The sequence below is a fragment of the Amniculibacterium aquaticum genome (assembly GCF_003852705.1).
GTDB lineage: Bacteria > Bacteroidota > Bacteroidia > Flavobacteriales > Weeksellaceae > Amniculibacterium > Amniculibacterium aquaticum.
Genome location: NZ_REFA01000009.1, coordinates 1 through 22,838, shown reverse-complemented (window position 1 = coordinate 22,838; position 22,838 = coordinate 1). Strand labels below are relative to the sequence as shown.

General features: G+C 36.8%; 26 protein-coding genes. 14 read left to right on the top strand and 12 right to left on the bottom strand.

The genetic code is table 11. The features are described from left to right. The first annotated feature begins 53 nt into the window (after positions 1-53). From EIY84_RS05355 to EIY84_RS05335, 5 genes are all read left to right on the top strand, one after another. Positions 54-2,348 carry a TonB-dependent receptor gene (locus EIY84_RS05355; protein ID WP_124640951.1) on the top strand — a complete coding sequence of 765 codons (2,295 nt, stop codon included), beginning with the start codon at positions 54-56 and terminating at the stop codon, positions 2,346-2,348. Between the two features lie 216 nt (positions 2,349-2,564). Further along, positions 2,565-3,059, top strand: coding sequence for a DUF4199 domain-containing protein (locus tag EIY84_RS05350; RefSeq protein ID WP_124640949.1), 495 nt, complete (start codon positions 2,565-2,567; stop codon positions 3,057-3,059). Then, positions 3,056-3,496 carry an SRPBCC family protein gene (locus tag EIY84_RS05345; RefSeq protein ID WP_124640947.1) on the top strand — a complete coding sequence of 147 codons (441 nt, stop codon included), beginning with the start codon at positions 3,056-3,058 and terminating at the stop codon, positions 3,494-3,496. The genes EIY84_RS05350 and EIY84_RS05345 overlap by 4 nt, the downstream gene beginning before the upstream one ends. Positions 3,497-3,527: 31 nt before the next feature. Further along, entirely contained in the window at positions 3,528-3,959 is a 432-nt protein-coding gene (locus EIY84_RS05340; protein WP_124640945.1) for a VOC family protein, read from the top strand. 114 nt (positions 3,960-4,073) lie between these two features. After that, positions 4,074-4,361 (top strand): hypothetical protein, encoded by a 288-nt coding sequence (locus tag EIY84_RS05335; protein ID WP_124640943.1) that lies wholly within the window; start codon positions 4,074-4,076, stop codon positions 4,359-4,361. A gap of 58 nt (positions 4,362-4,419) precedes the next feature. Here the strand turns inward: EIY84_RS05335 and EIY84_RS05330 are convergent, their stop codons facing one another. Continuing rightward, a complete protein-coding gene (locus tag EIY84_RS05330) occupies positions 4,420-6,225 on the bottom strand; it encodes a hypothetical protein (protein ID WP_124640941.1) in 1,806 nt (601 codons plus the stop codon). Positions 6,226-6,380: 155 nt separating this feature from the next. Continuing rightward, entirely contained in the window at positions 6,381-7,148 is a 768-nt protein-coding gene (locus tag EIY84_RS05325) for a DUF3575 domain-containing protein (RefSeq protein WP_124640939.1), read from the bottom strand. A 122-nt stretch (positions 7,149-7,270) separates the two neighbouring features. Here EIY84_RS05325 and EIY84_RS05320 point away from each other — a divergent pair, with 122 nt between their 5' ends. Genes EIY84_RS05320 through EIY84_RS05290 form a run of 7 tightly spaced genes read left to right on the top strand, consistent with a single transcriptional unit; the run spans position 7,271 to position 10,171 of the window. Then, the gene (locus EIY84_RS05320; protein ID WP_124640938.1) at positions 7,271-7,570 is read left to right on the top strand and encodes a YdeI/OmpD-associated family protein; all 300 of its coding nucleotides are present in this window, start codon (positions 7,271-7,273) and stop codon (positions 7,568-7,570) included. Next, the gene (locus EIY84_RS05315; RefSeq protein ID WP_124640936.1) at positions 7,555-7,980 is read left to right on the top strand and encodes a DUF1801 domain-containing protein; all 426 of its coding nucleotides are present in this window, start codon (positions 7,555-7,557) and stop codon (positions 7,978-7,980) included. The genes EIY84_RS05320 and EIY84_RS05315 overlap by 16 nt, the downstream gene beginning before the upstream one ends. Continuing rightward, on the top strand, positions 7,958-8,320 hold the full coding sequence (locus EIY84_RS05310; protein ID WP_124640934.1) for a DUF2200 domain-containing protein: 363 nt from the start codon (positions 7,958-7,960) through the stop codon (positions 8,318-8,320). The genes EIY84_RS05315 and EIY84_RS05310 overlap by 23 nt, the downstream gene beginning before the upstream one ends. A gap of 12 nt (positions 8,321-8,332) precedes the next feature. Continuing rightward, complete coding sequence (locus EIY84_RS05305; RefSeq protein WP_124640932.1) at positions 8,333-8,779, top strand: SRPBCC family protein; 447 nt, start codon at positions 8,333-8,335, stop codon at positions 8,777-8,779. 27 nt (positions 8,780-8,806) lie between these two features. Continuing rightward, a complete protein-coding gene (locus tag EIY84_RS05300) occupies positions 8,807-9,256 on the top strand; it encodes a VOC family protein (protein WP_124640930.1) in 450 nt (149 codons plus the stop codon). 11 nt (positions 9,257-9,267) lie between these two features. Next, the gene (locus tag EIY84_RS05295; RefSeq protein ID WP_124640928.1) at positions 9,268-9,678 is read left to right on the top strand and encodes an SRPBCC domain-containing protein; all 411 of its coding nucleotides are present in this window, start codon (positions 9,268-9,270) and stop codon (positions 9,676-9,678) included. A 43-nt stretch (positions 9,679-9,721) separates the two neighbouring features. Then, positions 9,722-10,171, top strand: coding sequence for a GNAT family N-acetyltransferase (locus EIY84_RS05290; RefSeq protein WP_124640926.1), 450 nt, complete (start codon positions 9,722-9,724; stop codon positions 10,169-10,171). An 83-nt stretch (positions 10,172-10,254) separates the two neighbouring features. Here the strand turns inward: EIY84_RS05290 and EIY84_RS05285 are convergent, their stop codons facing one another. From EIY84_RS05285 to EIY84_RS05275, 3 genes are all read right to left on the bottom strand, one after another. Then, positions 10,255-10,755 (bottom strand): FKBP-type peptidyl-prolyl cis-trans isomerase, encoded by a 501-nt coding sequence (locus EIY84_RS05285; RefSeq protein WP_124640924.1) that lies wholly within the window; start codon positions 10,753-10,755, stop codon positions 10,255-10,257. A gap of 98 nt (positions 10,756-10,853) precedes the next feature. Then, positions 10,854-12,482 carry a chaperonin GroEL gene (groL, locus tag EIY84_RS05280; RefSeq protein WP_124640922.1) on the bottom strand — a complete coding sequence of 543 codons (1,629 nt, stop codon included), beginning with the start codon at positions 12,480-12,482 and terminating at the stop codon, positions 10,854-10,856. A 108-nt stretch (positions 12,483-12,590) separates the two neighbouring features. Next, on the bottom strand, positions 12,591-12,869 hold the full coding sequence (locus EIY84_RS05275; protein ID WP_124640920.1) for a co-chaperone GroES: 279 nt from the start codon (positions 12,867-12,869) through the stop codon (positions 12,591-12,593). Between the two features lie 312 nt (positions 12,870-13,181). On the opposite strand from EIY84_RS05275, the gene EIY84_RS05270 reads away from it, so the two are divergent. Continuing rightward, on the top strand, positions 13,182-15,290 hold the full coding sequence (locus tag EIY84_RS05270; protein ID WP_124640918.1) for a hypothetical protein: 2,109 nt from the start codon (positions 13,182-13,184) through the stop codon (positions 15,288-15,290). 62 nt (positions 15,291-15,352) lie between these two features. Here the strand turns inward: EIY84_RS05270 and EIY84_RS05265 are convergent, their stop codons facing one another. The 3 genes from EIY84_RS05265 to EIY84_RS05255 all read right to left on the bottom strand — a co-directional run bounded on the left by EIY84_RS05265 (position 15,353) and on the right by EIY84_RS05255 (position 19,121). Continuing rightward, positions 15,353-17,725, bottom strand: a complete 2,373-nt coding sequence (locus EIY84_RS05265; RefSeq protein ID WP_124640916.1) for a M1 family metallopeptidase — start codon at positions 17,723-17,725, stop codon at positions 15,353-15,355. A 127-nt stretch (positions 17,726-17,852) separates the two neighbouring features. Continuing rightward, complete coding sequence (locus EIY84_RS05260) at positions 17,853-18,443, bottom strand: DUF4082 domain-containing protein (RefSeq protein ID WP_124640914.1); 591 nt, start codon at positions 18,441-18,443, stop codon at positions 17,853-17,855. 99 nt (positions 18,444-18,542) lie between these two features. Next, positions 18,543-19,121 (bottom strand): HupE/UreJ family protein, encoded by a 579-nt coding sequence (locus EIY84_RS05255; protein WP_124640912.1) that lies wholly within the window; start codon positions 19,119-19,121, stop codon positions 18,543-18,545. 97 nt (positions 19,122-19,218) lie between these two features. Between EIY84_RS05255 and EIY84_RS05250 the strand changes: the two genes are divergently transcribed. Then, on the top strand, positions 19,219-19,722 hold the full coding sequence (locus EIY84_RS05250) for a DUF6702 family protein (RefSeq protein WP_124640910.1): 504 nt from the start codon (positions 19,219-19,221) through the stop codon (positions 19,720-19,722). On the opposite strand, the gene EIY84_RS05245 is transcribed toward EIY84_RS05250, so the two are convergent. From EIY84_RS05245 to EIY84_RS05230, 4 genes are all read right to left on the bottom strand, one after another. Then, entirely contained in the window at positions 19,719-20,300 is a 582-nt protein-coding gene (locus tag EIY84_RS05245; protein WP_124640908.1) for an acyl carrier protein phosphodiesterase, read from the bottom strand. The genes EIY84_RS05250 and EIY84_RS05245 overlap by 4 nt on opposite strands. Positions 20,301-20,309: 9 nt before the next feature. Further along, positions 20,310-21,485, bottom strand: a complete 1,176-nt coding sequence (gene pncB, locus EIY84_RS05240; protein ID WP_124640905.1) for a nicotinate phosphoribosyltransferase — start codon at positions 21,483-21,485, stop codon at positions 20,310-20,312. A 98-nt stretch (positions 21,486-21,583) separates the two neighbouring features. After that, positions 21,584-22,393, bottom strand: a complete 810-nt coding sequence (locus EIY84_RS05235; protein ID WP_124640903.1) for a GLPGLI family protein — start codon at positions 22,391-22,393, stop codon at positions 21,584-21,586. Between the two features lie 23 nt (positions 22,394-22,416). Next, positions 22,417-22,713, bottom strand: a complete 297-nt coding sequence (locus EIY84_RS05230; protein WP_124640901.1) for a hypothetical protein — start codon at positions 22,711-22,713, stop codon at positions 22,417-22,419. Positions 22,714-22,838 lie beyond the last annotated feature (125 nt).

The window sequence follows — 22,838 nt, the reverse complement described above, 5'->3', positions numbered from 1 at the left end:
TGTTAGATTTATCTAACTTTATTAGTTTTGCAAATGAAACTAAAGACAAACAAATGAAACCCTCTCAAAAATTAATTCTGTTCATTATTTCACTTGCGTATTCTATTTTATTTGCACAAAATGCAAGCATAAAGGGACAATTAATAGCCGAAGCAGATCAAAGTGGATCGGTAAAAATTACACTAAATTCAAGTGTAGATTCAACAACTTCGGACCGTTTAGGATTTTATCGTTTTGAAAATCTAGAGCCTGGAATCTATCAATTAAAAGCCGAAATGGAAGGGTTTGAAAACATCAACAAGACCGTTGTATTGAAACCCAATGAAATAAAAACGGAGAATTTCAACTTTCAAAAAAAAGAAAAAACTTCAGAAGTTGATGAAGTGGTCATCTCAGGAACCTTAAAACCTGTGAAACGATTGGACAGTCCCGTTCCGGTAGAAATATACAACGCTACATTTTTCAAAAAAAATCCAAGTCCCAGCCTATTCGATGCCTTACAAAACATCAACGGAGTCAGACCTCAGCTCAACTGCAACATTTGCAGTACAGGCGACATACACATCAATGGATTGGAAGGTCCGTACACCATGGTTTTGATCGACGGGATGCCCATTGTTTCGGCGTTGGGATCGGTCTATGGACTTTCGGGCATACCCAATTCTTTGATAGAACGGGTGGAGGTGGTAAAAGGACCTGCATCTTCACTCTATGGAAGCGAGGCTGTGGGAGGACTCATCAACATCATCACCAAAAAACCGGGTAACAAAAACAATATTTCTACAGACATTATGGCTACTTCTTGGGGCGAATACAATGTGGATCTTGGTTTTCAGTTTAAATTCAACAAAAAAATAAATGTATTAACAGGAGTTAACTATTTTAATTTTCAAAATATTTACGATAAAAACAACGATCGTTTCACCGATGTTACCTTGCAAGATCGAATTTCTATTTTTCAGAAATGGAATTTTGAACGAAAAGAAAACCGTTTATTTTCATTGGCTGCTCGTTATTCCTACGAAGATCGTTGGGGAGGCGATGTCCGCTGGAACAAGTCCTATCGTGGTGGCAATAAAATTTATGGGGAAAGCATCTACACCAATCGTGTAGAAGTATTGGGAAATTATCAACTGCCGACCAACGAGAAACTTTTTTGGGGATTTTCCATCATCAACCATCTACAAGATAGCCGATATGGAACTACGGTATTTGATGCCGATCAGAAAATTGTATTTAACCAAATAACTTGGGACAAAACAATTGGAAAACATGATCTTTTGGGCGGAGCCGCTCTTCGATACTCGTATTACGATGACAACAGTCCAGCAACGGCAAGTATAAATTTTGAAAATCAGCCCGAAAAAACTTGGCTTCCGGGAATTTTTATTCAAGATGAAATTAAACTCAACCCCAATCATCAATTCCTTTTAGGCGCTCGATACGATTACAACAATCATCACGGTTCCATTTTCACTCCTCGATTGGCTTATAAATGGAAATTTAACCAAAATATGATTCGCCTAAATGCGGGAACAGGATTTCGGGTGGTGAATTTATTCACCGAAGATCATGCGGCGCTCACCGGATCAAGAGATGTTCTTATTTTGGAAGATTTAAAACCCGAAAAATCGTACAACCTCAACCTGAACTATGTTCGTAAAGTACAACTGGGAGCAGGAAGTTCCATCAATCTGGATGCTACTGTTTTTTACACCTACTTCAACAATAAAATTGTACCCGATTATTCTACAGATCCCAACAAAATCATCTACACAAATCTGTCTGGACATGCCGAAAGCAAAGGCTTGAGTGCAAATTTGGATCTCAATTGGAACTGTGGCATCAAACTAATATTGGGTGCTACTTGGATGGACAATACCATTACCGAAGGCAAAGAAAAAAGAAGGCCACTTCTCACCGAAAAATTTACCGGAACTTGGACGGCTTCGTATAAAATATTCGCCATCAACACGACTGTAGATTACACCGGAAACCTCTACAGCCCGATGCAATTGCCATTATTAGGGAAATTGGATCCTAGACCCGAATTCTCACCATGGTGGTCGGTACAAAATATACAATTCACTTATAACGGCTTCAAGAACTTTGAAGTGTACAGTGGGATAAAAAACATATTAAATTGGACACCCGCAAAAGTTAAAAATACCGATTTCATCATTTCTAGAAGCGAAGACCCATTTGATCAGAATGTTAATTATGATGCACAAGGACAAATTGTCTCTACCCCACTCAATCCTTATGCTTTAAGTTTCGACCCGTCTTATGTTTATGCATCAAACCAAGGAATACGATTTTTCTTTGGCTTTCGATATCATTTTAAATAATATAAACAAAAATAACACGCTGTGACAACAAGTCCAAAAAGCCATTCAAAACACCTAAAATTGGTAGGCTTGAATAAAATAAACGAACCGAAAACAAAAAAAATGAAGTAAAATATGAATCGATAAACAAAGCTGCTGAAAACGCGTGTTGCAGAAAAAATCAAAAAAAAATCAAATACTGTTTAATTTATCACTATTTTTACACTTAAAAGAACTATGTTAAAAAATATCTCAATTGAAATAAAATGGGCCGTACTATTTTCTATTGTGGGTTTGATCTGGATGGTACTAGAGAAGGCTTCCGGCCTACACGATCAATACATCGACTATCACTTGTACCTCACCAACCTATTTGCGATTCCAGCAATTTTAATGATGATTGGGGAATTGAAGGATAAAAAGAAAAATTTTTACGAAGGAGAAATGACTTACAGGCAAGGCTTTGTTTCCGGCTTGATACTTTCAATATTTATTGCTTTATTAAGTCCAATTACTCAATGGTTCACCTCTTATGCAATCAGTCCCGAATACTTCCCAAATGTGATCAAACGATCGGTTGAATTAGGTTATTACCCGACAACAGAGGCAGCACAAGAACAATTTAATTATAAAAACTATGCCATACAAGGCGCTATCGGTGCAATCGGCATGGGAATAATTACCGTGGCGATTGCCATGTTATTTTTAAAATCTAAAAATGAAAAAATATGAAAACATTAACTTACAAAACAAATATAAATGCAAGTCCAGAAAAAATTTGGAACTGTCTTTTGGATGAAGAAAAATATAAAATATGGACGGCTCCATTTTGCCCCGGTTCCTATTACAAAACCAAAGCAATGGAAGTGGGAAATAGAATACACTTTCTAAATCCTGAAGGTGGCGGAATGTACAGTACCATAAATTCTTTAATTCCAAATCGAGAAGTCTCTTTTTTGCACATTGGTGAAATAAAAAATTTTGAGGAAATGCCTCTAGACTCTGAATCTGAAAAATGGACCAATGCTCTAGAAAAATATGAAATAATCCATCATGGTACTTATTGTGAACTCTGCATCACTATGGAGATTTTAGACGAATATTCCGAATACATGGATCAATCGTTTCCACTTGCACTGGATGAACTAAAAAGAATATCCGAAGCTTAAATAAAACTGCAACAATCAAAAAACAAATAATATGGCAACAACTAACACTTACTTAACCTTTAATGGCAACTGCGAAGATGCATTTAACTTTTACAAATCTGTTTTCGGTGGTGAATTTACCTTCATGGGAAAATTTGGAGAAATGCCTGAAAATGAAGAATGCAAAATCTCTGATGAGGACCAAAACAAGATTATGCATGTAAGCTTACCTATTGGTACTTCTATTCTAATGGGAAGTGACACTGGAGGAGAATGGGCACCGAAATTTGTACAAGGCAATAATTTTTCAGTTTCTGTAACGGCAGAATCAAAAGAAGAAGCGGATAAACTTTTCACAGGACTCTCCGCCAATGGACTGGTCACCATGCCTATGGAAAACACATTTTGGGGGGACTATTTCGGAATGTTTACCGATCAATTTGGCATCAATTGGATGATCAGTTTCAATGAACAAGGACATTAACCTAATTGTTCCACAACGATAAACTGAGCTTTTTGCTCAGTTTTTTTTTTAAAACAATTTAACTTTAACTTGCATCGTTCATCATATTAATTGAAAACCAAAACATCAACTATTATGAAAAATTTAATTTTAAGCATTGCTTTATTATCTTCGATAATGAATTTTGCTCAACAAAAAGAAGACCTCAACTTGAGAGGTGAACGACACAGAGTAGCACAAGGGATAAAATCCGGCGAACTAAAACCTAAAGAAGTCGTGGCCATCAATAAGCAAGCTAAAGATGTGAAACAAGCTAAAAAATCAGCTTTGAAAGATGGACACATAACAAGAGTTGAACGGGCTAAAATAGCAAAACAAGACCGGCAATTGGACAGAACCATTTACAGAAAAAAACACAACTAAGCCTACACGGTAGCGCAACAGATAACAACCCTCTCCAAAGAAAGGGTTGTTATTTTTTTTAAGGTTGATTGAAAACCGTATTTACACCATCTGCTATTTTCAAATTACTTATTTTGAAAGTCAGTTGACTTTTGGTATTGAGAGTGTAAAACCCCTCAGAATGGGTTGCCCCTTCATAAGTAGGACTGACAGGAGTCACAAATTCGTTATATGGCAATGGTTTCCCAATCGATCGTATTTTATTGGTTTTAGGATCTCTATCCACCCAACTTTCTTGTGGTTTTAATACCACTAAAATTTTGGTTTTGTCCCCAACATTCTCCAAGTTTGGAACCCTAACAAACGCCTCCTCGAACTGATTGAATTTCAAAGTATTAGAACTAAATCCAGGACTGCAATTTTCACAATAAATATCTTTTCTTTCGCTTTGATTTTCAATTGAGAAAACAATATTTTTAGTATCTGGAAAGCGATTGCTCACTTTGGTCACTTCTATTACTAAATAGGCCGTTCTAAATTGACTCTCAGGATGAGGTTTAACATTTAGAAAACCACAATTGACCGTTCCTTTACTGGCAGAATTTTTCAGTTCTTGGTGAAATTCATTCTTTACTTTTTCTCTGGCATATTCCGGAATAGGAAATGAATATTGTTGTTCAATTTGGTCACAAGCCAAATCTACAATTTGTCCTTCTGCCATTTGGATAAGATCGTCGGTATTGGGTAAAGATGGCGGAATTCCCGCAGCAATCATAGCTCCGTCAAAAGCTGCACCGGCAGCAAATTCGCATTCCGATTGTACACCAGAAGGTGCCACAGAACAAACCGAAGATGCAATTTCTCCTTTTACATAATTTTTAGAACTGTTATAAAATTCCGCTGCACCATTGACAAGACTAATGGCAAAACCCGTCACCCCATTAAATGCTTTTTCATACCAAGAAGATTCTTCTCTGGAATGATCAGGGCATATCATACTTCCAATAGGAAATGCTTTTTGAAAATCTCTGGCGAAATTAATACCAACAGGACTATTTCCAAAATAATCCGGATTATAGCTTGTCACAATGTTGCAACCCATAAAATTCCCATTAGGCTGTTGTACCGGTACATAGTTAATCCCGGTTATTACATAATCTTTATAGCGATCATAGGTTATTTTAGGAGGATTGTAAAACTTGTATAATACTTGAGTGAGACTGATGCTGTTAGAGCTAATGCCGATAGGATTTTTAGAGGCATCCAAAGGAGTTATCCTCACAAAGTACACGGGATTAACTATTGGAGACGGATTGTTTTTGATAAGATTTTTATATACATTAGAAAGCTTGATCTCTTGGTTCTCTCCTGGCTTGACTCTCGTAACCTGATCACCGGGTTTTGGAGTACTTTTCCTTTCATTACTTACGGAATATGGAATATTGAATTTCAGTTCATTTTGCCCATTGGTTTCAACAATTCCTGATTGTACAATAGTATCATCATTACCAGAAAAAGGAGAAGTAGAGATTTCGAACTTTCCATACACTGCTGTTTTGGGGATTTTCCTCCAAAAAACCATCTCGGTCCAGTCTTTATTGTTTGTATCTTTATCTAGATTACGCCAAACAGAGGTTTCATAGCTCCAAACCCAACAATGCGCCCCTTTACAATCCGGGTCTGAAATACTCTGACTGGCAAAATAAAATTCAGAAACACCGACATCAAACTGATTTTTGAGATTCGTAATTTGGGGTGAACTTAATCGTATTTCGTTAGCATTCTTTATCCTTTCTACCTTATTCGAATTATTTAATCGCACTTGAGCGGGTACAGCAATGCTCCAAACCAAGGTAGAACAAAGCAAAACAACTTGACTTTTCATAGAAGATAATTTTAGAATTAATGATTGTACTAAAGAATCCAATTGATGAATCTAAGTTAACAAATTCAGAAAAGCAAACAAAGTAATATTAACACAATTATAAAAAACCACGAAATTAATTCATGGCTTTTTCTAAAATTAGTTAATAAAAAGAATTAAAATCTATACCCTAAAGAAAGTCCAGATCTAAACCCCGCCCATGGACCATCCAAAGCGACATCTGCACCGTTGGCATTTGTGGTCACTTTATACTTCACCATCGGAATATCTAAATTTTCCAACTCTGATTTCAACTGTTGTTGCTCTTGTGGAGTTAGCGGACGACCTAGAGCATTCACCAAAGTAAAATCGCCATTTCCACTACCGTAATGCGCCCCTAAGATCCAAAAATCCAATACAAAATTTTGTTTTTTATTAAGGAAAAATTGTGCTCCAACCATTAAGCCTGCTGAATTTCCTGATGCTTTTCCTTTAGCAGTTAAAGGAACAGTATATGAGATTCCTGGAGCGGCTTCATAATCGTATTCAAAATGAAAATCGTTGGTAGAAAAATTACTATGTCTAAAATATGGCGCAAAGTAAAACCCTTTTCCATAGCCTTTTCCTATGTAAAAACGAGGCTCCACTGTAAAGTGGGTAAGGCCAACTTTTACATTTTGTATCTCCTTTTCGGCTTCTCCCTTTAAAAAGGATGATGAAAACGGAATTTCCCCTTCTGGCATTGTCCCAAATCCTACATTAACTGAAAACCATGAGGTTATCGCTCTTTCATAGGATAAATTGATATTTCTGAAAGCATAAGCAGTTACATTGGACTTGATGATGTTCATTTTTTGTTTTTCGGCAGACTCAACTTCATTGTTTTGTTGAGCATTACTTTGTGCACACAGCAATATACCGACAGAAAATAACAATTTCTTCATAAATTTTTGTTTATAGTTAGTTATCGCAAAAATATAAAAACAGCCTCTCAATACGACGCTTTTATTAAAATAATTCAGTTAAATAAAGCAATTAATTAGTAATTTTGATTAAATATATCATCATGAACCGATCTCTTTCCCCAAGTATTTTTCATGAAATACCCAAAGATATTGAGGAAATGCTCTCGCAAGACCAGTCCTTAGTCGAACTTTGGAATACGCTCACACCCATACAACGCAATGAATGGATTTGTTGGGTAAGCCTTGTAAAAAAACAAGAAACCAGAGAAGAACATCTGGAAAGAATGGTAGCAGATTTGAAAGATGGCAAAAAGAAACCTTGCTGTTGGCCGGGTTGCCCACACAGAAATCCCAAAAATGCAAAATGGTTCAAAAATTTAGACCAATGTCCAATACCCTAAAATCTTATGTAGAAAACTTATCTGATGATGACCAAATTCTTTGTAATTTATTGGAGCGTATCATCCGGCAAAACTTAACCATGGCTGATTTTAAAATCTGGCATGCCCACCCGGTATGGTTTATAAATGGTAATCCTATCGTGGGATATAGCAAACAAAAAGCAGGGATCAGATTGATGTTTTGGAGTGGAGCAGATTTCGAAGAAGAAAAATTGAAAATGGGTACAGGTAAATTTAAAGATGCCTCAATCTTCTACAACAATAGTAATGAAATTGATGAGCAGGAACTCCAACGCTGGTTAGAGAAATCCAAAAACATACAGTGGGATTATAAAAATTTGGTAAAGAGGAAAGGAAAATTAGAAAAAATAAACCTCGACAAAGAAAATGAAAACAACACCGGAACATAACGAAAGAATTGCCAAGATGACCTTTGCATCGGTCTATCCACATTATGTAAGCAAAGTAGAAAAAAAGGGCAGAACGGTTGAGGAATTGCACGAAGTGATAGAATGGCTCACGGGGTTTAACGCCACAAAAATTCAAGAATTGATTGATGAAAAACTTACATTTCAATCTTTTTTTGACCATGCTCAATTGAATCCTAATGCCTCATTAATCACCGGAACCATTTGCGGATACAGAATAGAAGAAATAGAAAATCCACTTACCCGAAAAGCCAGATATTTGGACAAACTTGTTGATGAATTGGCAAAAGGAAGAAAAATGGAAAAAATTTTGCGGAAATAAAAAAATGAAAAAATGAAAAATCAAGTTCAGTTGCATCGAGTGTTTCTCTCTCCAGTAGAAAAAGTTTTTAAAGCATTTAGTAATGCCGATGCTTTAGCTGCATGGTATCCTCCTTATGGATTTATTTGTACGATACAAGAAATGGATTTTAAAGTGGGAGGAAAATTCAGAATGGCTTTCACCAATTTCTCTACAGGGAGTAAGCAACCATTTCATGGGGAGTATTTGGAAATCGAGAAGTATAAAATCATAAAATTTGTTGACCAGTTTGATGATCCCAATCTTCCCGGTCAAATGATCACCACTATAACCTTTAATCCCGTCATTTGTGGAACTGAAATTAATATTCTTCAAGAAAATATTCCTGATGCTATCCCTGTTGCGTTCTGCTATTTAGGTTGGCAAGAGTGTTTAGACAAGCTAAAAAAATTGGTAGAACCCAATATCCCGGATGCTTAATATTCATTAACTATAAAAAATAGAACAATGCCTTTAATCAATCCACACATCAACTTCAACGGCAATGCCGAAGAAGCATTTAATTTTTACAAATCTGTTTTTGGTGGCGAATTTGCCGTTCTGGTTCGTTTCAAAGATTTACCCAGTAATCCGGATATGCCCAGCAATCCAGAAGAAGCAGACAAAATTATGCACATTGCTTTGCCTATCGGAAAACACAATGTACTCATGGGCAACGATGTTCCTACATTCATGGGAACAGTCAATGAAAATGAAAATCGAAGCAAACTTTCTCTTGCTACTGAAAGTAAAGAAGAAGCCGATCGATTATTCAACGGACTTTCCGCCGGTGGTGCTATAGAATGCCCAATGGATGATAGCCCTTGGGGTTCGTATTTCGGAATGTTTAGAGATCAATACGGCATAGAATGGATGATAGATTACAATCCAAACTGCAAAGGTCAGGTTTCAAACTAAAATAAAAAAAGATGGAAAATAAAATCAAAGTTCAAACCCATATAAAAGCAGGATTGGATAAGGTTTGGGACTATTACAACAGTCCGAAACATATAGTCAATTGGAACTTTGCCGATCCAAGCTGGCACTGCCCAATTGCAGAAAATGATATGAAAATTGGAGGTATTTATAAGTCAAGAATGGAAGCCAAAGATGGTAGTTTTGGGTTCGATTTTGAAGCGGTTTACACAGCGGTAAATCCCAAACAAAATTTTTCGTATGAGTTTGGTGGTAGACATGCAACAGTTACTTTTAAAGAACAAGGGGCTGAAACATTTGTAGAAATACTTTTCGACCCGGAAGCTGAAAATAGTCTTGAATTACAACAACAAGGTTGGCAAGCCATATTGAACAATTTTAAAAATTATACCGAAAACCACTAGAATCCGACAACGGTATTCTGAAAAAAATTACACTAAAAAATCTATGAAAGACCGCGCACTCATTCGGGAATACACAATTCATGATAAAGAAATCCTGATCAACATTTTAAAAAGCAATGTACCACAGTATTTTGACGAAACCGAAATTGAGGACTATAAAGAATATCTCGACAATAAAATTGAAAAATATTTTGTAATAGAACAAGATGATAAAATAATAGGTGCTGGCGGCATCAACTTCTCTTCAGATATGAAGATTGGCAAAATAAGTTGGGACTTCATCCAAGTGGATTACCATGGAAAAGGGTTGGGAAAACAATTGTTAGACCATAGAATACAATTGCTGAAGTCTATAAATACCCTTGAACAAATTACAGTGAGAACTTCTCAGTTTGCATATAAATTTTATGAAAAACAAGGATTCAAGCTCTTAGAAATAAAAAAAGATTTTTGGGCTAACGAAATTGATTTGTACTTTATGAAGCTGGAATAAAGCATTTCATAACCCGAATAAAATAAAAAAAATCTGCATAAAAATTAAATTTTATGCAGATTTTAAATGTGATTAAGCGATAATTAGTGTCCCGATTGACCATCAATTCCGTGAGCATGACCGTGAGAAAGTTCTTCCTCTGTTGCCGGTCTATGATCTACGATTTCGATGTCGAAATTAAGGGTTTTACCCGCCATTGGGTGGTTAAGATCTACAGTAACTGCAGCGTCCGTCACCTCCAAAACAGTTGCCGAAACATGGTTTCCGTTTTGGTCTTGCAAAGGCAAGATTACCCCTACCGGTGGCATTCCGGATTGTTCGAACATTTCTACCGGCAATTGTGTAAATGCGTTTTCTACTCTTTCGCCATAGCCTTCCGCTGGAGAAACGGTGAATGATTTTTTTTCACCTGCTGCCATTCCGTTTATTTCGGTTTCAAATTTTGGCAACATCATTCCCACACCGTATAAAAAGGTAAGAGGTTGTTCTTTTTTAGTTTCTTCGATAAAGGTTTTTTCTCCGTTTTCGTTTACGGTATTCAAAGTGTAGTGTAGGGTCACTACATGATTGTTTTCGATGCTCATTTTAATTATTTTATAATTGGTTTTGAAATTTTTTAAGTGGGTAAAAATCCGCTCCGTTGTTACAGAACGGATTTTTTATTTTGTTTTTGAGGTATATTTTACATCATCCCCGGCATACCTCCACCCATTGGTGGCATAGCAGCCTCAGGTTTTGGAAGTTCGGTAATCACACATTCCGTTGTAAGCAACATCCCGGCAACAGAAGCTGCGTTTTCCAAAGCTACTCGGGTTACTTTTGTTGGGTCGATAATACCCGCTTCCAGCATGTTTACATACTCGTCGGTTTTTGCATTGTAACCGAAATCGGCAGATCCTTCTGCTACTTTAGCAACGATTACAGAACCTTCGCCACCTGCGTTGGCAACAATTTGTCTTAACGGCTCTTCAATTGCTCTTTTCACGATTTTGATACCGGTCGTTTCGTCTTGGTTTTCACCGTTTAGGCTATCCAAAGATGCGATGGATCTAACCAAAGCTACACCTCCACCAGCAACAATACCTTCTTCTACAGCAGCTCTTGTTGCATGTAGGGCATCATCAACACGGTCTTTTTTCTCTTTCATTTCCACTTCAGACGCTGCACCTACATAAAGTACCGCAACACCACCGGCCATTTTAGCCAATCTTTCCTGAAGTTTTTCTTTATCATAATCGGAAGTTGACGCTTCCATTTGAGCTTTAATTTGAGCTACACGACCTTTGATTTCGGTTTCGTTTCCAGCACCGTTTACAATGGTTGTATTGTCTTTGTCAATGGAGATTTTTTCGGCTCTACCCAACATATCGATGGTTGCATTTTCCATGGTAAATCCTCTTTCTTCTGAAATTACTGTACCCCCTGTTAGAATTGCAATATCCTCTAACATGGCTTTTCTTCTGTCGCCAAAACCAGGCGCTTTTACAGCAGCAATTTTTAGAGAACCTCTCAATTTATTTACCACCAAAGTTGCCAACGCTTCACCTTCAACCTCTTCAGAGATGATGAGTAAAGCTTTACCTTGTTGTGCAACAGGCTCAAGAACCGGAAGCAATTCTTTCATGGAAGAGATTTTTTTCTCCACCAAAAGGATGTATGGATTTTCCAAATCGGCCACCATTTTCTCAGGATTGGTCACGAAATAAGGAGATTGGTAACCTCTGTCGAATTGCATACCTTCCACCACATCAACAGTAGTGTCTGTACCTTTGGCTTCTTCAACAGTAATTACCCCTTCTTTGCCTACTTTCCCAAAAGCTTCAGCGATCAAAGTACCGATGGTATCATCGTTGTTGGCAGAGATGGACGCTACTTGTTTAATTTTTTCAGAAGAATCGCCTACGGATTGCGATTGAGATTTCAAGTTAGAAACCACAGCCGTAACCGCTTTGTCAATTCCTCTTTTCAGATCCATTGGATTGGCACCTGCAGCAACATTTTTCAGTCCCTCTCTTACGATGGCTTGAGCCAAAACCGTAGCGGTAGTTGTACCGTCACCGGCGATGTCGTTGGTTTTAGAAGCAACCTCTTTCACCATTTGGGCGCCCATGTTTTCCACTTTGTCTTCCAGCTCAATTTCTTTTGCTACAGAAACTCCGTCTTTGGTAACATGCGGAGCACCAAAAGATTTTTCAATGACTACATTTCTACCTTTAGGTCCCAAAGTTACTTTTACAGCATTTGCCAATGCATCTACCCCTCTTTTTAGGGCATCTCTAGATTCAATATCGAATTTTATTTCTTTTGCCATTTTTTTTGTTGTATTAATGTACGATGTATCATGTACAAAGTACTTTTTATATTAAATTTTAATTTTCCTTAAATACAATGTACATTTCACTTTGTACACGGTACAATTTTATCCCAAAATTCCTAGTAGGTCTCCTTCTTTCACAATCAGATAATCTTTACCTTCGAGTTTCAATTCAGAACCTGCATATTTACCATAAAGCACTTTATCGCCTACTTTCACAGTCGTTGGTTCGTCTTTTTTACCAGGACCCACCGCAACAACAATCCCTTCTTGTGGTTTTTCTTTTGCAGTATCCGGAATGATGATTCCAGAAGCGGTTTTCGTTTCTGCAGCTACAGGCTCTACCAACACTCTATCTGCTAATGGTTTAAAATTTACTGACATATATTATCTTTTTTTGTTAAATTAAATTTTCTGTGCAGTAATTCTCTAAATCCATGCCATAAAAATAAGTCCCAAACTACTACACTATTTGGCAGAAAAACAAAATGCAAAAGTGAAATTTTGGCAGTTTTTCATATTTCTTCTTCACTTTTATACCAAAAAAACAATCCTAACAATGGGTGATTTCACGATATCAAAACCGTTAAAAACACTTTTTATACCCTTTCTAAATCCACTAACTTTGTTTCTCGAAATAAAATGTGAGCGCTAAAACACATACAAATCAAGCATAACATTTAAAAGAAAAACACAATGCCAACTAAACTAAACGAAAAACAATTGATTGATGCAAGAATTGAGACGCCAATGTTTATGGCCAATATTGCATCCAAGACTAAACTAAATCTTTTAACTCCTATTGCATTTTTCGAACAAAAATTCAATACAGATTATGAAGAACTGAGTTGCATAGGCTACAATCCTAATTCTGAAGAACTAACAGCCATTATTAAAATTAAAAAATCATCAGGATATAGTGGAAACCTATGCACCAAGGGATCTATAGAATATGTTAGATTCTATGTTGACTTTGGTGGAGGATACCAAGATCAAGGATATATTGGTGTAAATGTACACGATATCTTGGACACCAATGATTGTGATAAAAAAATAGAGAAACCTATTGAGTTTGCAGTTCGCTTAAAAATCAACCCAAAAAACCAAGGCTGCGCCAAACCATTTTTACCAAAAATGAAAGCGGTCTTACTTTGGCAAACGATACCTCCTGCAAACGATCCTAATTTGGCACAACCTGGATATGTTTGGGGCAATGTTAAGGAAGCTCAAATTCAAATTAAACCTATAAAATTGATAACCATCAATCCGAACATTACAGCGATACTTGAAAAATCCATTTTAAACCCAACCATTCCATTGAAAACTTTGGTAGCAAACAATCCACTCGCAACCAAAAGCCTTAAAGAAGCCAATGCCTTATTAACAGCAAACAAAACCAGTTTTAGTCAACTCATATCGGAGTACAAAACTGCGAAAGCAAATGTAGAACCCCAACGAGCTGGTTTCAAATTTTTGGCAGAAGCAATTTTCACAAAAGATGTCAATTTGATCAAAAATTCTTCTTTGGTATTTTCAGAAAACAAATTGGATTATACAAAAGCCTTAACTGATCTTCTGGCATCAAAAGGCAATACTTCCTACGAAGAAATAGGCTGTGTTGCTTTGGACTATCATAATGAAGCTTTGATTGCTACATTTACAGCCAAGAAAAATTTTGGTTATGGAGGAAATCTTTGTAGCAATGGTAGTAAAGAATATGTAACCTTTTGGATTCAGGATGAACTTACCCATTGTACTTGGAAAAAAATTGGCACTTCTATAGTGAACCTGCATGACATTCCCGATCACAAAGGGCTGAATTATTCTGCCATTTTACCCTATGATTTTTCAAGCTTTAAGCAAGTTTGTCAAAATCCAAAAGTAGTGAAAGTAAGAGCTGTATTATCATGGAATGTGGAACCTACAGGTTTAGACACTCCATATTGGGGAAACTTTAAAGAATCGTACATTCAACTTTCTCCTAAAAATTGGATTGGCAAGAATCCTAAACTTATCCTTGTAGGTGGTATCTCTGCAGACAATATCGACAGCGTAACTGGACTCACACTACCTTCAGCTAAATTTGAAATCAACCAAAATCCAGTGATCAGCGGAAGCCGATTTATGGGTAAAATTGCCATTCATGGTGTTTCTGCACCATTTACAGGAATGAAGTACAGAATAAAAGTTATCAACATGACCAATGGTTCATTTAATTATATCAATGATCCTCTGAACCTTATAGGCTATGATGCCTCTGGCAATATTGTTCATTCTGTAATCAATCCAGATCCAACAACACATTATTACACCTATCAACCATACAATCTAAACATTACCAGTCAATTGGCATTATTCTCACCAGGATCCAGCGATCGATTGAATATTGTCATTGAACATGAAGATGGAAGTTTGGACTCACAAATAATTCAAATGGACAATACAATACCTTCAATTTCATTGAAAATTAATGACGAAGGTGAGTGTGTACACTTCAAAAAAGGAGATCCTATTTTAGGAAAATTCTCTGCAGTGGACAATTTCATGTACAAATATACATTAGGTATATCAGGAGGAACATTTACTGAGCTCAAATTGGATGGAGCCCCACAAATAATTAATCCTTCAGAATCCACATCGATCGTGAGAACCACCAATGTTACTAATGGTGATTTTAAAGTCATCACATCTACAACCAAAAATTGTGGAAATATTACATTGGTGATGGAGATGAAAACAGTTGTTGATAGCGCATATATGCTAAGCCCAATACACCTTAATCAAGCATTTTGTTTAAAAGACTGATTCAAGAACTAAGCCACTAATAATAATAAAACCGCTATCAAAAAGTAGCGGTTTTATCTTTACTATTTCCCAGCTTGCATAGGATTAATTTTTCCGTTGGAAGCTCCTCTTGCAGCATTTTGTTGCTTTTGCTTAAAGAGTTTGAATTTCGAAGCGTTGGCTTCGTCCAATCCATCATTGGACCAAAAATTATTATTGATATCAATATCTGCGGTCTCCCTCATGGGATCCAACTGCACCGATTTCAGTTTTTTATCGAAAACATAGGTTTTAGAAACTTTCTGCTCGTTGTGTCTCCAGATTTGTGCCGACGATTTGTCATAAAGTTTTGAACCGTCGTCAAAAGTAAATTCCAAAATAATTGGCATTACCATCCCTCCTTTGTTGGTGAAGTCTATCTGATAAGCACGAATGTTTTCAAACTTTTTTTGATCTGCTTTGGTCAATGGAGAAGAAGCTTCCGTTTCAAAAGAATACTCTTTGTTGGCATCCACTTTTTTCTGGCCTCTCATGTATTGATAGTAGAAATCCTGAAGATCTTTATTTTCATCTACATAATATTTGAGATTTTTATCGGCCAAATTTCTTTTTTTAGAAATGTCCTCGAAATTGTTTCTCTGTGGCCCTTCTACTTTATATTTTATCGTTCTAGCCTCCCTTGGTACGGTTGCCAAATCCGGTGTTGCTACGCTTACTTTATCGATAGAAATATCGACCGGATCGGTACCGAAAAACCAACCTCTCCAGAACCAATCCAAGTCTTCGCCGCTGGCATCTTCCATGGTTCTGAAAAAATCTGCCGGTTCTGGATGTCTGAAAGCCCATCGTTTGGCATAAGTCTTAAATGCAGAATCGAACAATTCTCTGCCCATAATGGTTTCCCGAAGGATATTAAGTCCTGTAGCCGGTTTTGCATAGGCATTGGGACCAAATTGTGCTAAGTTTTCTGAGTTGCTCATGATGGGTTCCAACTGATCTTTTGGAAGTTTCATGTAATCGACAATGGCCCAAGCCGGACCTCTTCTTGACGGAAATTCTGGATCCCAAGTGTATTCGGTTAAAAATTGCACAAAAGTATTGAGGCCTTCGTCCATCCACGACCATTGTCTCTCGTCGGAATTGATGATCATCGGGAAAAAATTATGTCCTACTTCGTGGATAATCACTCCGATCATTCCGTTTTTTATGGCTTCGGAATAGGTTCCGTCTTTCTCCGTTCGACCATAATTAAAACAAATCATGGGATACTCCATTCCGTTGGCAGCTTCTATAGATTGCGCTACAGGATACGGATATGGAATGGTAAATTCCGAATAGGTTTTTATGGTATGTGCCACAGCTTTAGTGGAGAATTTCCTGTACAAACCGTAAGCTTCTTTTGGATAAAGACTCATTGCCATCACCTGATTGTTGTTTTCAGGGATTACAACCTTCATCGCATCCCAAATATATTTTCTGGAGGAAGTCCATGCAAAATCTCTAACCTCATCTGCTTCGAATTTCCATATTTTTCTGGATTTGGATTTGGATTTTTCGGCTTTATTCGCTTCTTCTAAGGTTACGATCTCCAATGGTTCAGAAGATTTTTCAGCTTGCTGATATCTTGAATATTGAGCCGCAGAAAGCACTTCCGAATAATTTTTACAAACCCCTGTTCCGGCCACCAAATGATCTGCAGGAACATCCATCTCAACCTTGAAATCTCCAAAAGCCAAAGCAAACTCTCCCCTACCTGTAAACTGATGATTTTGCCAACCTTGAAAATCACTGTACACACACATCCTTGGATACCATTGGGTTATGGTAAAAAGATCGTTGCCATCTTCAGCAAAATGTTCATAGCCTCCACGACCTCCTTTTTCGATACGGTTGGGGATGTTATAACTCCAATCGATAGAAAATACATATTTATCTCCTTTCTTCAAAGACTTTGGAAGATCAATTCTCATCATGGTTTTGTTGACCACAAAAGGCAATTTGTTACCATTGGCATCTACGACTTTGTGCAAGTTAACTCCATAGCCGTTATCTTTTGCAGGAAGCTGAGAAACATTAAGTTTTTCGACATTGGATTCTTTTGGTAGATAAGAAGAAAAACCGAAATCGGCATTTTTAACATTGGACTGTTGGTTTTCATCCAGTTGCAACCAAAGGTAGTCCAAATTATCCGGTGAATTGTTGTAATAAGTTATGGTTTCTGAGCCTTTCAGTATTTTTTTATCTTCATCCAAATAGGCTTTTATGGAATAATCGGCTCTATTTTGCCAATACCCTTGTCCAGGTGCTCCAGAAGCCGAGCGATAAACATTTGGGGTGGGTAATATAATTCCCAATTGTTCAAATTTATTTCCATGGTTACTCCCTGGATTGTTCTGAATATTTTGCGCTCCGCAATAGACAAACATTAAAGTTGCTAACAGATTGGCTATTTTCATAAAATTATATTAAGACAACAAAACTACACAATTTATGATAAATCTCATGAGTAAATATTGGCTTAGTAACAATAAAAAAAGCTGTTAAACCCATGGGATAACAGCCTTTGCTCTCTATAATACAGCTCTAATTGGTTCTTTGGTAAATAAAACTTAAATCTCCTGCGTAATAGAAATTTGCCGTAGAAGCCGGATAGACTTGAGCACTTCCAGAATCCCAAACATAATTGTGATAAACGATACTACCAACAGCAATAGGATAGGTAATTGAAGCTCCATCGTTCCGTTCACGATAATGATAGGAGTAGGTGTTCATGGTCAGTGTATATTTTTTATCTTTTGCCAAAGCAATGGGTCCTGACGGTGTAGCATAAGTGGTTGTGTTGGCGGCTACCGAAGCTATTGTCAAGGAATGAACTACGGTCATGGTTGTTGTATCCCACAAAGTAATTCGTACATTGGATTCTGCTTTTGGAATATTAATAACAAAAGACTTCAAAACTCCATTATAAGATGGTGAAAATACCATTCCGTACTCAAAATAAGTACCAACAATTCCCATATCGGTGTTCTTTTGATCAAATCCCGTTGAGGTCATTAAACCAGATAATGAATTTTCCTCAGGATAAACAACAGGCACAGGTGTCGGGTCATCGCTTCTACAAGAAGATAAAAATCCCAAGACCATAAAAGCATAAATAAATAAGGTTGTTTTCATAACATTGGTTTTTGTACAACCAAAATTACTACTCTTTCATCTTAATTAAAACAGTCAAAAAACCTATTTAAAATAGGAAAAACACCTCTTTCAAATGAATTAAGCTGGAATTCTTTCCAAACACATTTGTAAAGCCAGGGCAAAAACTCCGGAGGATACAAACATGATCCAATCTTTTTTATTGACTCTAAAAATAGTTAACAATACAAAAAGTACAATTAAGATGATCACCACCACAAAAATCTGACCCAACTCCAATCCAATATTAAAGCCCAAAAGCGGAGTAAAAAGACTCTGCTCTTTAGCAAGCATCATTCTTGCCGTGTTTGCAAAACCCATCCCATGGATCAACCCGAAAAGCAGTGCCAAATAATAATTAAGCTTCATCAATTGGTTTTGTTTGTTTCGCATCAAGATGTTGTCTAGGGCGGTCAGTGCAATGGTTAACGGGATGAGAAACTCGACCCAATCGCTTGGAATTCTTAGCAGATCGGTAACACTCAACGCCAAAGTTATGGAGTGACCAATGGTGAAAGCCGTTACCAAAATCAATATTTTTTTGAGATCGGAGAACGAATATACTGCCACCAAAACCAAAACAAAAAGTTGATGATCCAAAGCATCCATAGAAATGATGTGCTCCCAACCCAAACGAAGAAACATGAGGAAATCTTGCATAAAATAGATGTTAGATGAAAATACGAGTTTAAATTGATCTGATTACTTAAACGGGTACGAAAATAATGATTATTTTTGTTTTTTATATAACCACATCATGTTCCGATTCCTTCAAATTGTTATTTTTGGTTTTTTCTGTCTTTCGCTAACTTCGTTCCAACCTCATCCGTATCATGTGGGGTCTGTGGAAATAAATTACAACAACAAATCGAAATCGTTTGAGATCACCGGTCGTTTTTTTATTGATGACCTGGAAAATGCCGTGTCTGAAAAAAGCGGCAAACACCTTCAGTTTCAGAATAAAAAAACCGAAAAAGAAATGAACGAGGCTTTAAAAAACTATTGTCTGAATGCATTAAAGATAAAAGCGAACCAAAAAAACATCAGCCTAAATTACTTGGGTTATGAAGAAGACAAGGAAAGTGTGGAAATCTACATGGAAAGCAGCACAACTACCCCACCAAAAAAGGTAGAAGTAAGCACCAATTTTATCTATAATTTATACGATGACCAGATGAACATCATCCACATTATCGTGAACGGGAAAAGAAAAAGCGACAGACTGAACTATCCAAAAACCTTTTTATCAAAGGATTTTTAGAAGCTTTCATTCAGCTCAAAAATGTGTTTTTGTAAGTCCGGAAAAAAAGCATCGTAATGCTCTTTCAATTGAGGTTTGTTTTCTAAAAAAACATTAAAAACAGGAAGACCTCGATCCAAGTATCGCGCACGGTTCAAGACATTTTTTAGGCTAAATTCAATTCCCCAATCTTCTCTGTAATTGTACAGCCAATTGTCGGACTTCATCCTATCCAGAATGTTTTTGAAGTTTTCAGGAAAAAAATCCAAATAATTTTCCAAAACTGCATAGACCCTTTCCGCATGGTTTTTCCAATCTTCAGGCGAAAAAATTTTAGGATCATTCGCTAAAAAATAATCCATTGCCACATCGACAAAAGCTCCGGAATACAACCTAACCAAGGGCGCGAAAATCTTTTTGGCTTCAGAAATTTCCGGATGGCTATCGGTAAATGAATCGATGGATCTGTGCAAAACGACCCCTTGAAAAATCCCTTTTGGCAAGGTCAACCGATCTTTGTTCTTGATATGATCGTTGAGAAACTGTCCAACGATTTGCTCGTCGGAAAAGGACAGGAAGGAATGTGCCAGAAAATTCATTTTAAAAAATCAATTGTTAATGCCTAAAAATACTTTGGCAAGCTCTATCATTTTGGGATCTCCGGTGTATTTTTCTTTTTCATCGGACAGTTTTACCGTGGGGATGCAACCGCCGTTGTGAGACTCTACCCCAACCATTTTCATCACAATGTTCATGGGTTTTAGTCCCACATCGTTTGTCAAATGCGTACCGATCCCGAAGGAAATTCCGATTTTATCTTGGCAATATTTTGTGATGTCCTGAACTTTTTGAATGTTGAGTCCGTCCGAAAAAATAATGTATTTGTGCATGGGATTGATGCCGTGCGAAAGGTAATGCCTAATGGTCTGGTCGGCGAAATTCAAAGGATCTCCGCTGTCATGACGGACACCGTCAAAAAGTTTTGCAAATTTTTTATCAAATTGTTTAAAGAAAACCTCCGAGGTGTAGGTATCGGAAAGCGCCACACCCAGATCTCCGCGATAGACATTGACCCAATTTTCCAGCGCCATTTGATTGGCCATTTTGAAACCAAAAACGGCTGCATGAAACATGAACCATTCGTGGGCATGAGTACCAATGGGTTTCACACCGTATTTCATGGCAAAATGAACATTGGAAGTTCCAATAAAAAAGTGGTTTTTCTCTTGGCTCAACTCACTGAGCACCAAATCCTGAACCTTGTAGGAATGCCGTCTTCTGGTGCCAAATTCGGCAAAGGTAACGCCCAATTTTTCCATAATTTCGGCTTTTTTCTCCGTTATTTTTTTCACTTCCAGATCCAGGCATCGTTGTTGATGGGTGAGATCGTAATAAATTTCGGAGATGATCGAAAGCAAAGGCACTTCCCAGAGGATGGTCCTGTACCAAAGCCCTTCTACCTCTACCGAAAGTTCGGATCCGTGTTGCGAAATGTTCACTTCTGTCGGGTCGTAACGGTAACCTTCCAAGAAATCGATGTAAGGCAAATCCAAGTAGGGACAGGTTTTTTGCAAGAATTTTTTTTCTTCATTGGTCATTTTCAACTTGGCCATTTCGGCTACAGCTTCCTGCAATTTTTCGGCAAAACCATCCGGAAAAACATGATGCCCACGGTTGATGAATTGATACCTCACCCTCTCGTTGGGGAAACATTTGACCACTGCACATTGCATGGTGATTTTATAAAAATCGTTGTCGAGTATGGAATTGATGATGGAAACCATGGAACAGTCCTTTTATTTATAGGTTAAATATAGGATTTTTTTGGTTAAAAATTCAACCTAAAAAAATCGTCACAACATTATAATTATGACGATGAGGGTTAATCCAAATGGTTGTTTTCACTTTTAAGAGATTTAGACAAATTTTCTCGATCTTCATGAGTAAGAAACTTAAACATTCGCGTATTTGCTAATTTAGATATAGGGTCTTTTGCAAACTCTTCTCTATTTCTTTTAAACTTTTCATAAGTGGTAAGGTAAATACCATTCATTTTCTGCTCAATGGGAAGTTTCATTTTTTTCAACCCGGCTAATGTAAAATGAATCGTATCTTTATCATCTTGTAATTCTATAATCAGACCTGGTAAATTCTTGAAATTATAAGGTCCTTCCGGTATATTCATTTCATTAGTATACCAAGCAATAATAGTTCTATTGCGGTATTTTCCAATGGCTTTTTTGCAAATAAAATTCGAGATTTTCCGTTCCTCATTTAGCAATTTCCATTTAATATTTTCTTGAGATTCAAAAGCGAAGCGATCCATTCCTACCCTCTCAAAAACAGTAATTTTATTCCCATTTCTGTACACTTCGGGTTTAAAATCGTATTGAGGAACTGCTCCTGCATCGTATGTTGCGATACCTCCGCTAGAACCCTTTTCAAAAACTTTTTTGACCTGATCTGCGATAATTGAGTCACTCTTCTCTTTTACATAGCTCCTAAAAATAGAAGATTCTTTACCTATTTTCAATACGGTGAGTTCTTCGTATTTGGACTTTGGATTGGTAGAATCTTTTTGAAAAGTCATTTTGTAATAACAAACCATATAAGTACTATCTATTTTTTGTGAATACAAAACACCAGATATCAGTACGAATGCGAATAATAAGTAAACTTGAATCTTCTTCATAATAGTTCTTTTTGGATTAATTATTAATTAATGTCTTGTATCAGTTCAGATTTGACCTTTCTGCAAGCTGCTTCATGATACATATCCATATTTTCAATCATGCATTGTTGTGCTTGTTGTATTGTAATCCCCGTGTTTCCTCCATAACAAATCGTATCATAATCCGTAACATTTGGATTACATGAAGATTTAAGTTGATATGTGATACAGTCCTTTTCCATAGACACACTTTTAATTACTTCTTTTTCCTCTATTTTTCCAGCAAACACACTTGTTGCTGTACCGACCGTTAGTAACAGTCCTAAAGCTAAATTTTTCATAATGAACTTGTTTAAAGTAAAAAAATCGATAAACACCTTTAAAAAAAGGCGTTAATTATTTGTTTAAAAGACTGGTATTCAGTATATTAGAGGAAAAATAACTACAAATTTCTCTATGCAAAAGA

Excerpts from the sequence above, each read along its gene's own strand:
- EIY84_RS05300 (WP_124640930.1), top strand. The coding sequence starts at position 8,807 with ATGCCTTTAATCAATCCACACATCAACTTCAACGGCAATGCCGAAGAA.
- EIY84_RS05320 (WP_124640938.1), top strand. The coding sequence starts at position 7,271 with ATGAACCGATCTCTTTCCCCAAGTATTTTTCATGAAATACCCAAAGAT.
- EIY84_RS05290 (WP_124640926.1), top strand. The coding sequence starts at position 9,722 with ATGAAAGACCGCGCACTCATTCGGGAATACACAATTCATGATAAAGAA.
- EIY84_RS05235 (WP_124640903.1), bottom strand. The coding sequence starts at position 22,393 with ATGAAGAAGATTCAAGTTTACTTATTATTCGCATTCGTACTGATATCT.
- EIY84_RS05285 (WP_124640924.1), bottom strand. The coding sequence starts at position 10,755 with ATGAGCATCGAAAACAATCATGTAGTGACCCTACACTACACTTTGAAT.
- groL (WP_124640922.1), bottom strand. The coding sequence starts at position 12,482 with ATGGCAAAAGAAATAAAATTCGATATTGAATCTAGAGATGCCCTAAAA.
- EIY84_RS05275 (WP_124640920.1), bottom strand. The coding sequence starts at position 12,869 with ATGTCAGTAAATTTTAAACCATTAGCAGATAGAGTGTTGGTAGAGCCT.
- EIY84_RS05355 (WP_124640951.1), top strand. The coding sequence starts at position 54 with ATGAAACCCTCTCAAAAATTAATTCTGTTCATTATTTCACTTGCGTAT.
- pncB (WP_124640905.1), bottom strand. The coding sequence starts at position 21,485 with ATGGTTTCCATCATCAATTCCATACTCGACAACGATTTTTATAAAATC.
- EIY84_RS05250 (WP_124640910.1), top strand. The coding sequence starts at position 19,219 with ATGTTCCGATTCCTTCAAATTGTTATTTTTGGTTTTTTCTGTCTTTCG.
- EIY84_RS05270 (WP_124640918.1), top strand. The coding sequence starts at position 13,182 with ATGCCAACTAAACTAAACGAAAAACAATTGATTGATGCAAGAATTGAG.
- EIY84_RS05245 (WP_124640908.1), bottom strand. The coding sequence starts at position 20,300 with ATGAATTTTCTGGCACATTCCTTCCTGTCCTTTTCCGACGAGCAAATC.
- EIY84_RS05330 (WP_124640941.1), bottom strand. The coding sequence starts at position 6,225 with ATGAAAAGTCAAGTTGTTTTGCTTTGTTCTACCTTGGTTTGGAGCATT.
- EIY84_RS05305 (WP_124640932.1), top strand. The coding sequence starts at position 8,333 with ATGAAAAATCAAGTTCAGTTGCATCGAGTGTTTCTCTCTCCAGTAGAA.
- EIY84_RS05265 (WP_124640916.1), bottom strand. The coding sequence starts at position 17,725 with ATGAAAATAGCCAATCTGTTAGCAACTTTAATGTTTGTCTATTGCGGA.
- EIY84_RS05230 (WP_124640901.1), bottom strand. The coding sequence starts at position 22,713 with ATGAAAAATTTAGCTTTAGGACTGTTACTAACGGTCGGTACAGCAACA.
- EIY84_RS05350 (WP_124640949.1), top strand. The coding sequence starts at position 2,565 with ATGTTAAAAAATATCTCAATTGAAATAAAATGGGCCGTACTATTTTCT.
- EIY84_RS05310 (WP_124640934.1), top strand. The coding sequence starts at position 7,958 with ATGAAAACAACACCGGAACATAACGAAAGAATTGCCAAGATGACCTTT.
- EIY84_RS05295 (WP_124640928.1), top strand. The coding sequence starts at position 9,268 with ATGGAAAATAAAATCAAAGTTCAAACCCATATAAAAGCAGGATTGGAT.
- EIY84_RS05260 (WP_124640914.1), bottom strand. The coding sequence starts at position 18,443 with ATGAAAACAACCTTATTTATTTATGCTTTTATGGTCTTGGGATTTTTA.
- EIY84_RS05340 (WP_124640945.1), top strand. The coding sequence starts at position 3,528 with ATGGCAACAACTAACACTTACTTAACCTTTAATGGCAACTGCGAAGAT.
- EIY84_RS05335 (WP_124640943.1), top strand. The coding sequence starts at position 4,074 with ATGAAAAATTTAATTTTAAGCATTGCTTTATTATCTTCGATAATGAAT.
- EIY84_RS05315 (WP_124640936.1), top strand. The coding sequence starts at position 7,555 with ATGTCCAATACCCTAAAATCTTATGTAGAAAACTTATCTGATGATGAC.
- EIY84_RS05325 (WP_124640939.1), bottom strand. The coding sequence starts at position 7,148 with ATGAAGAAATTGTTATTTTCTGTCGGTATATTGCTGTGTGCACAAAGT.
- EIY84_RS05345 (WP_124640947.1), top strand. The coding sequence starts at position 3,056 with ATGAAAACATTAACTTACAAAACAAATATAAATGCAAGTCCAGAAAAA.
- EIY84_RS05255 (WP_124640912.1), bottom strand. The coding sequence starts at position 19,121 with ATGCAAGATTTCCTCATGTTTCTTCGTTTGGGTTGGGAGCACATCATT.